General features: G+C 47.1%; 6 protein-coding genes and 1 tRNA gene. 4 read left to right on the top strand and 3 right to left on the bottom strand.

The features are described 5' to 3' along the window. Positions 1-788: 788 nt before the first annotated feature. Positions 789-874 (bottom strand) — tRNA-Leu (locus LRP50_RS23085). Positions 875-1,055: 181 nt separating this feature from the next. Here LRP50_RS23085 and LRP50_RS23080 point away from each other — a divergent pair. Further along, positions 1,056-1,532: an RDD family protein gene (locus tag LRP50_RS23080; protein ID WP_274166775.1), complete on the top strand. Its 477-nt coding sequence runs from the start codon at positions 1,056-1,058 to the stop codon at positions 1,530-1,532. Positions 1,533-1,676: 144 nt separating this feature from the next. Here LRP50_RS23080 and lptG read toward each other — a convergent pair whose 3' ends face one another. Then, positions 1,677-2,750, bottom strand: a complete 1,074-nt coding sequence (lptG, locus tag LRP50_RS23075; RefSeq protein WP_274166774.1) for an LPS export ABC transporter permease LptG — start codon at positions 2,748-2,750, stop codon at positions 1,677-1,679. Beyond that, positions 2,750-3,850 carry an LPS export ABC transporter permease LptF gene (lptF, locus tag LRP50_RS23070; protein WP_274166773.1) on the bottom strand — a complete coding sequence of 367 codons (1,101 nt, stop codon included), beginning with the start codon at positions 3,848-3,850 and terminating at the stop codon, positions 2,750-2,752. The genes lptG and lptF overlap by 1 nt, the downstream gene beginning before the upstream one ends. Positions 3,851-4,043: 193 nt before the next feature. On the opposite strand from lptF, the gene pepA reads away from it, so the two are divergent. The 3 genes from pepA (at position 4,044) to LRP50_RS23055 (ending at position 9,045) form a co-directional block, all read left to right on the top strand. Beyond that, entirely contained in the window at positions 4,044-5,552 is a 1,509-nt protein-coding gene (gene pepA, locus LRP50_RS23065) for a leucyl aminopeptidase (protein ID WP_274166772.1), read from the top strand. Positions 5,553-5,697: 145 nt separating this feature from the next. Beyond that, entirely contained in the window at positions 5,698-6,147 is a 450-nt protein-coding gene (locus tag LRP50_RS23060) for a DNA polymerase III subunit chi (RefSeq protein ID WP_274166771.1), read from the top strand. 24 nt (positions 6,148-6,171) lie between these two features. Further along, complete coding sequence (locus LRP50_RS23055; protein WP_274166770.1) at positions 6,172-9,045, top strand: valine--tRNA ligase; 2,874 nt, start codon at positions 6,172-6,174, stop codon at positions 9,043-9,045. Positions 9,046-9,391: the final 346 nt, after the last annotated feature.

Genomic DNA, 9,391 nt, shown 5'->3' with positions numbered 1-9,391 from the left:
CACTGGCTTAACTCGCCGTGTTCCGTGTCGATGGGCCGCATTATAGAGAGATCGATCACGTTGGCAATAGCAAAATACAAATAACTTTATAAAATCGACTCAACCGTTCACTTTTTCATCAAAACACCCAAAAGAGACGATTATTTACGCTGTTTTTACCAGTTTCACCTCTAGTTGCTATCTTAGAAGCACACCAAAACCTCTGGAAACAACATGAATTCCTCACAGCTGCGTGAGAAACCTATCTTAAGTACACAGTTATACATCTCTAGATAGTGCGTTCAAACAAATCGAACTGTCTATCTATACCAAAAAAATCTCTCTGTTCAGTTTCAGCAATTGAAGTCCATTAACGAGATGCTTCATGACAAAAACGCCATGCTTTAATAAGACACGGCAACATTGACACGAAACCGCCTTAACTCGGAATGGTATACCCCACCAACCTGAAGATGCAGGATTCAGCAAGGCTTACTGACGTTATGATCAAAGCGTCCTTTTTTGGTGTAGTGAACTCCATCAAAAAGGGATAACACCGAGCACGGCCTCAGTAAACTCGTCGAAGGGAGGCTTTAAGGTTAGTTGGGTGTATATAGAGAAGAGAAATGGTCAATGACTTCAACGCACAGCACCCTTGATGATTATCTTCAAATAAACATCAATTCACAGGCTCTTTGCTATATAGAAGATACGAACTGTTGGAAGTAGAAGTAGAAAGGTTAACGCATAATCTTGAATGCATAGAACGAAAAAAGCCCCAGTCTTTCGACTGGGGCTTTTCCGGAAATTGGTGCCCGGGGCCGGACTTGAACCGGCACAGTTATTCACCGGCGGATTTTGAATCCGCTGCGTCTACCAATTTCGCCACCCGGGCAAGTGAGGCTGATTATACGCAAGCCGAACTACAGCGCAACCCCCTAATTCATTATTTTTGTTCAACCGTTTCTTTTTTCGCCAGCCTGCTATAAATACGCTCAAATGGGAGCATTTTTATGCATTCAACATCACCGCTAAGGCTGGTAGACTCTGCATATACTCAATTTTAGGACAGAAAGATGTCTCAATCTTCAATTCAATACAGTGTCCCCAAAGGCGCAAGCTTTTTTCGTCGTATGGGCGCATGGTTATATGACCTTCTCGTGCTTGCTGCCGTGGAGATGTTAGCCATTGGTGTGGTGGTCGGTGGTTTTGCTATTGCGATTCAATTTGGTTTTTCAATTGAAGGTTATGTCGATGTTGGGGATTATCTCACTCGCAATCCAATGGTCAGTCCCCTGTTTACTCTTTATGTGTTTGCTGTCGCATCAGCTTTTTATGGCTACTTTTGGTCAAAGGCAGGCCAGACTGTTGGCATGAAAGCTTGGAAGCTTCAACTCATTAGCGAGTTTGGTGGGAATGTCACGTTTACCCAATCACTGATTCGCATGGCAACTTCATGTTTAGGTGCAGGCAACTTACTCGCCCTATTTGACCGTAACAATCGATCATTTCAAGACCACTTCGCGAACTGTCAAATGGTCAAAATCGACTGACTTACAGCGACGTCTGATACTCCACCGGTTTGATAATAAAAGAGGGAGCCTTTTGGCTCCCTCTTTTTGTCGTTCTGTTATTGGGTATCGTTATTGGTTACGACTAAAAAATCGCTTAACCTTCCACAACTTTCACTTTATCGGCTAGAGCTTTCTATTAAGCAAATAGAGCGTCACACCGATAAACGCCAAACTGGGTGCCACTGCACCAAAAAATGGCGGTAAATTGTAAACCAAGGTCAATGGCCCGAACACCTCGTTAGAAATGTAGAACGCAAAACCGAAAATGACACCTGAGAGTACTCGAGCCCCCATTGTCACAGAACGCAGCGGCCCAAAGACGAAACTCAGTGCCAGCAACATCATTACCCCAATAGAAAGAGGCTGTAGGACTTTGCGCCACAACGCGAGTTCATAGCGAGAAGCATCCTGTTCAGAGGCCTTGAGGTAATCCACGTAACTGTATACCCCACTCAACGAAAGCTCTTCAGGTTTGACCGTCACAATAGAGAGCTTTTCAGGGGTCAACGTCGTTCTCCAAGCTAATTGCTCTTGCTCGGTTTCACTGATTTTAACCGGACCTTCAAAATGGGTGATGGTTACGTTGCTCAACATCCAGCTGTCTTTATCCAGATATGTCCCTTTCTCCGCAAACACCATGGTCTTTAATTCTTGGTCACCCTCAAACTTCCATATGTTCACGCCTGTTAAAGACTCTTTCTGATCAGTACGTGCAATATAGATGAAGTCTGAACCGTCTTTCGCCCATACGCCGCTACGAACTGACATGACATTACCGCCAGACTTCGCGAATGCTCTTAGCTCACGCGCTGCCTTTTGTGCATCAGGTGCGCCCCATTGGCCAAGCGCCAGCACTATTAGCATAAGCGGCATCGCGGTTTTCAATACGGAGAGACCAATATCGAGTTTTGAAAAACCCGAGGCTTGCATAACAACAAGCTCAGAGCTAGACGCCAATGTTCCTAGGCCAATCAACGCGCCAAGCAACACCGCCATCGGAAAGAACATCTCGATATCACGAGGCATACTTAACATCACGTATTGCACGGCAGTCATCATGGTAAAAGCACCTTCACCGACCGAACGCAATTGCTCTACGAATTTGATAATGGCTGACAACCCCACCAGCGTTGCCAAACAAAGCGAGGTCGTCGCTATGATGGTTCGCCCAATGTAAAGGTCGAGGATCTTAAACATTAAGCGGCTCTCCTCAGTCGATATCTCATTTTCCGCATCGGCAACGTATCCCAACTGATCAGCGCTACTGCCACCAACAAGGCAAGTATATTGATACTCCACAGACCAATTTCAGGCTTTAACGTGCCTTCTTCGATAGCAGACTTTGCCGCACTGATAGCCAGGAAGTAAGTCAGATATATAAGTACTGCTGGGAATAACTTCGCAAAACGACCTTGGCGTGGGTTCACCGAAGATAAGGGCACCACAATCATCGTCATCAATGGAATACAAAGCACCAATGAGATTCGCCATTGCAATTCCGCCTGTGCCGGTGCTGACGGTTCATCAATTAAGGCGACTGTCGGCATTGCATCCCAGTCACGGTGCTTTTGACGCACTTCCCTCTGACCAATCAACACCTGGTAGTTTTCATAGTCTGTGACGGTGTAATCCAATCGTGTTGGGATACCTTCGTAACGAACACCGGTATTCAGATCCAACACCTGACGCCCATCCGGGAGCTCCGAAACGAAGCCTTTTTCAGCAACAATCACATTCGGACGCATCGTTCCGCGAGGAACTGGCTGGGCAATAAAGACATTGTGTAAGTTCTGTCCGCTCTCAGTGATTTCGTTGACATACACAACAGCCTGGCCATCTGGCGTGGTTTGAATTTGTCCTTGCACCAAAAGCTCAAGCCCTGAATCAGACTCGAGGCTTTCCATCACTTTAATTTCTTTGTCATTCGCCCAAGGGGTCAGCCACAGTGCGTTAAACGCCGCAACAGCGCCAGTAATCAGTGCCAAATACAACGCAGCATGGATGAGAAATTTGTTCCCAATCCCAGTCGCATTCATCACTGTAATCTCACTTTCGGCATAGAGACGCCCGAAAGTAATCAAAATCCCTATATAAAGACTAAGTGGCAGCATTAACATCGCCATTGATGGCATGTAAAGGCCCACAAGAGTTAACACATCGCTACCCGGAATTGAGCCATCTGTAGCGTTTGCCAGTACACGAATAAACTTCTGACTAAAAAAGACCAGAAAAAGCACAAACAACACAGCAAGTTGTGTTTTCACTGTCTCTCGGATCAAATACCGAACAATAATCACGGCGTTTTACCTTTAGAAAACTTGTTTTTTTACTCGAATCGCTATAGTTTTTGGGTAAATGAGTTATTTTTTAATCTTTCGGCCAAGTGTTGACCTGCTTAATTCAAATTACCTCGAACAAGAAATCGAGTGCCAATAAAGCGGGCATTATCCAACATTTAGCCTCACTTGTCTTTAGGATGTAGGAGTACGCATGGAGTTCAGTGTAAAAAGCGGGAGTCCCGAGAAGCAGCGCAGCGCATGTATCGTCGTCGGTGTGTTTGAACCACGCCGCTTATCACCTGTAGCGGAGCAACTCGACAAAATCAGCGATGGTTACATCAGTAGTCTTTTGCGTCGTGGCGATCTAGAAGGCAAGCCAGGGCAGATGCTACTTCTGCATCATGTTCCTAACGTACTGTCTGAGCGCGTACTGTTAGTGGGCTGCGGTAAAGAGCGTGAACTGGGTGAGCGTCAATACAAAGAGATCATCAAAAACACCATCAACACCTTAAACGAGACGGGTTCAATGGAAGCAGTTTGTTTCCTGACTGAACTTCACGTTAAAGGTCGTGATACTTATTGGAAGGTACGCCAGGCAGTAGAAAGCACCAAAGACAGCCTATATACCTTTAATCAATTTAAGAGTGTGAAGCCGGAAACCCGTCGTCCACTACGTAAATTGGTGTTTAACGTTCCTACGCGTCGCGAGCTAAACCTTGGCGAGCGTGCCATTGCCCATGGCCTTGCTGTCGCATCAGGCGTAAGAGCATGTAAAGATCTTGGCAACATGCCACCAAACGTTGCGAACCCAGCTTACCTAGCTTCTCAAGCACGCCGTCTTGCTGATGACTTTGATAAAGTCAGCACCAAGATCATTGGTGAGCAAGAAATGAAAGAACTAGGCATGACGTCATACCTAGCGGTTGGTCAAGGTTCTCGTAATGAATCATTCATGTCGATCATGGAATACAAAGGCCACCCAGACCCAGATGCGAAACCTATCGTATTGGTGGGTAAGGGTTTAACCTTTGATGCGGGTGGTATCTCTCTGAAGCCACCAGCAAGCATGGACGAAATGAAGTACGACATGTGTGGTGCTGCATCCGTATTTGGCACGATGAAATCGCTCGCAAAACTTGATTTACCAATCAACGTAGTCGGCGTGCTTGCTGGTTGTGAAAACATGCCTGATGGCAATGCTTACCGCCCAGGCGACATCGTGACCACAATGTCAGGTCAAACCGTTGAAGTGCTCAACACCGATGCTGAAGGCCGTTTGGTACTTTGTGATGCGTTAACCTATGTCGAACGTTACGAACCAGAATGCGTGGTTGACGTTGCAACGCTGACAGGCGCATGCATTGTGGCGCTAAGCCACCATATCAGTGGCTTGGTCTCTAACCACAACCCTCTGGCACATGAGATTGTGAACGCATCAGAACAAGCGGGTGACCGCGCGTGGCGTCTGCCGATGACAGAAGAGTACCAAGAGCAGCTGAAGAGCCCGTTTGCAGATATGGCGAACATTGGTAGCCCTGGCGGCGGCACTATCGTTGCTGGTTGTTTCTTGTCTCGCTTTGCGAAGAAATACAACTGGGCACACCTTGATGTCGCGGGTACTTCGTTCCGTGGTGGCGCAAATAAAGGCGCGACGGGTCGTCCTGTCCCACTGCTCGTCCAGTTCTTGCTGAACCGTTCTGGCCTTGAGACCGTGGAGTAACATTTATCCACACTGAAAAGAGGGGGCTGACAAAGCCCCCTCTTTTCGTTTGCAACGAGAGCAAAGAAACAAAAAGCAATAGATTTTGATTCTGACTCACCGCACACTGAGATACGTTAATACGGCTTAAGAGAGAAACGCGAATATGGCACTGGCAACCTTCTATTTATTGGATGATACCCATACCAACCACCAAGATCGCATGGTGGAAAAAGCCTGCCAACTTTCTGCGCATTTTTCTCAACAAGGTATGAAGGTTTACATTTCTGCGAGCGACAAATCTCAAGCAGAAACCGTCGACGAATATCTCTGGCAACAGTCTCCCGATCACTTTGTCCCGCATAATCTTGTAGGCGAAGGCCCAAGAGGTGGTGCGCAAGTTGAGATTGGCTGGTCAGGTGTCAGACATTCAGGACACCGAAATGTGCTGATAAATTTGGCCGAAGAAGCAGCAATTTTTGCGCCTTCCTTTGCACAAGTGGTAGACTTCGTGCCTTGCGAAGAAACTCTCAAGCAGCAAGCGCGAGAGCGCTACAAAATTTACAGAATGGCAGGGCGACAAATGCGAACCCTTGCCATTGATGACATGTCCTAAATCACACGATCCATCAAGAGCGCTATGGAAAAGACATACAACCCAACATCGATTGAAAAAGCGCTGTACCAGCGCTGGGAAGAGGCCGGTTACTTCAAGCCTCATGGTGACACATCAAAAGATGCGTACAGCATCATGATCCCGCCACCAAACGTCACTGGTAGCCTTCACATGGGTCACGCATTCCAAGATACCATCATGGATACCTTGATCCGTTGCGAACGCATGAAAGGCAAAAACACCCTTTGGCAGGTAGGTACCGACCACGCAGGTATCGCGACGCAAATGGTTGTTGAGCGCAAGATCGCAGCAGAAGAAGGCAAAACTAAGCACGATTACGGTCGTGATGCCTTCATCGACAAGATCTGGGAATGGAAAGCTGAATCAGGTGGCACCATCACCAAGCAGCTTCGCCGTCTTGGCGCATCTGTCGACTGGGATCGTGAACGATTCACCATGGACGACGGCCTATCTAATGCCGTTCAGGAAGTGTTCGTTCGCCTTTTCCAAGAAGATCTTATCTACCGTGGTAAGCGTCTGGTTAACTGGGATCCGAAACTGCACACCGCAATTTCTGACCTAGAGGTAGAAAACAAAGACGTCAAAGGCTATATGTGGCATTTCCGTTACCCATTGGCTGACGGCGTAAAAACAGCAGACGGTAAAGACTACATTGTTGTTGCGACTACACGTCCAGAAACCATGCTGGGTGACACAGGCGTTGCAGTAAACCCTGAAGATCCACGCTACAAAGCACTGATTGGCAAAGAAATCATGCTGCCAATCGTGAATCGTCGTATCCCTATCGTGGGCGATGAGCACGCAGACATGGAGAAAGGCACAGGTTGTGTGAAGATCACCCCTGCGCACGATTTCAATGACTACGAAGTTGGTAAACGTCACCAATTGCCAATGATCAACATTCTGACCTTCAATGCTGACATCCGTGACAGCGCTGAAGTGTTCAACACCAACGGCGAAGCAAGCGATATTTATGGCACGGAGCTTCCAGAAGCTTACCGCGGCATGGAACGTTTCGCTGCACGTAAAGCGATCGTTGCGGAGTTTGACACGCTAGGCCTGCTTGAAGAAATCAAAGATCACGATCTAACCGTGCCTTACGGTGACCGTGGTGGCGTGGTCATTGAGCCAATGCTGACTGACCAATGGTACGTACGTGCTGCAACACTGGCAAAACCAGCGGTTGAAGCCGTAGAGAATGGCGACATTCAATTCGTGCCTAAGCAATACGAAAATATGTACTTCTCTTGGATGCGTGACATTCAAGATTGGTGTATCTCTCGCCAGCTTTGGTGGGGTCACCGCATTCCTGCATGGTATGACAACGACGGTAACGTCTATGTTGGTCGCAGCGAAGAAGAAGTGCGTGAACAAAACAACCTTGCACCCGTTGTTGTACTTCGCCAAGACGACGATGTACTGGATACTTGGTTCTCATCTGCACTGTGGACGTTCGGTACACAAGGCTGGCCTGAGCAGACCCCAGATCTGAAAACCTTCCACCCGTCTGACGTATTGGTCACCGGTTTTGACATCATCTTCTTCTGGGTTGCTCGCATGATCATGATGACCATGCACTTCTGTAAAGACGAAAACGGCAAATCACAAGTGCCATTCAAAACCGTTTACGTTACGGGTCTTATCCGTGATGAGAACGGTGACAAAATGTCGAAATCAAAGGGCAACGTGCTTGACCCTATCGACATGATCGACGGTATTGATCTGGAATCTCTTGTTGAGAAACGTTGTGGCAACATGATGCAGCCTCAACTTGCAGCCAAGATTGAAAAGAACACCCGTAAAGCCTTTGAAGGCGGCATCGAACCTTACGGTACAGACGCACTGCGTTTCACCCTAGCAGCTATGGCCTCTACCGGCCGTGACATCAACTGGGATATGAAGCGCCTTGAAGGTTACCGTAACTTCTGTAACAAGCTATGGAACGCTAGCCGTTACGTACTAATGAATACAGAAGACCAAGATTGCGGCACCTCTTTGTCTCAAGAACAGCGCGACGCGATGGAATTCTCACTGGCAGACAAGTGGATTGAATCTCAGTTCCAACTGGCAGCAAAAGACTTCAACGCACACATTGATAACTTCCGTCTGGATATGGCAGCAAACACGCTGTACGAATTCATCTGGAACCAATTCTGTGACTGGTACTTAGAACTGACCAAACCGGTTCTTTGGAAAGGGTCTGAAGCGCAACAGAAAGCGACACGTTACACATTGATCACTGTACTTGAGAAGACATTGCGTCTTGCTCACCCAGTGCTGCCATACATCACCGAATCTATCTGGCAGAGCGTGAAGCCGCTAGTTAACGGTGTTGAAGGTGACACTATCATGCTGCAAGCATTGCCTCAGTATGATGAAGCACAGTTCGATGAAAATGCACTTGCAGACATTGAGTGGGTAAAAGCGTTTATCACTTCTATTCGTAACCTGCGTGCAGAATACGACATCGCGCCAAGCAAAGCGCTTGATGTAATGCTGAAAGCCGCGGACGAGAAAGACGTTGCTCGTCTCGAAGCAAACAAACAAGTTCTACTGTCTTTGGCAAAACTGGATGGCATTCGCGTTCTGTCTGCTGGCGAAGAGACACCTGCGTGTGCAACTGCACTGGTTGGTAAGTCTACGCTGATGATCCCAATGGCTGGTCTAATCGACAAAGATGCAGAGCTAGCACGTCTAGACAAAGAAATCGCAAAAACGGAAGGCGAAATCAAGCGTATCGCTGGCAAGCTTGGCAACCAAGGTTTCGTTGCTAAAGCACCAGAAGCGGTAGTTGAAGCTGAACGTGCGAAGCTAGATGGCTACAAAGAAACACTGGTGAAACTGGAAGAGCAGAAAGCGACTATCGCGGCACTGTAATTCTCACGTTAACCAACGTAACACAAAAGGCTGATGGGTGACCATCAGCCTTTTTTTATGCGTTTTTCTCACCACCAAGCAACCGAATCCCAGACAAATTGGGCGTCACTTTAACGTTCCACCACTACTTTCCTGCGAAAAAATCGTGCTCAAATTGATTGTCGCGTTTGATTATCATCACGAACATTCATTATTTCGGGTTTCATCAACCAACATGAAAACAATTTTAATCGTTATTACTCAATGGATTAACTCGAAATCCCCACCCAATAGTTCAGACCTATTGGAACAATACGTGAAACTCCTATTTACAAATGAGAATCATTTGCAATAATGAGGTCATACC

Origin of the sequence: Enterovibrio gelatinilyticus, from assembly GCF_028683095.1 — a bacterium.
Classification (GTDB): domain Bacteria; phylum Pseudomonadota; class Gammaproteobacteria; order Enterobacterales; family Vibrionaceae; genus Enterovibrio; species Enterovibrio gelatinilyticus.
The sequence above is the reverse complement of the archived record's forward strand: the minus strand, read 5'-3'. Positions and strand labels throughout refer to the sequence as shown.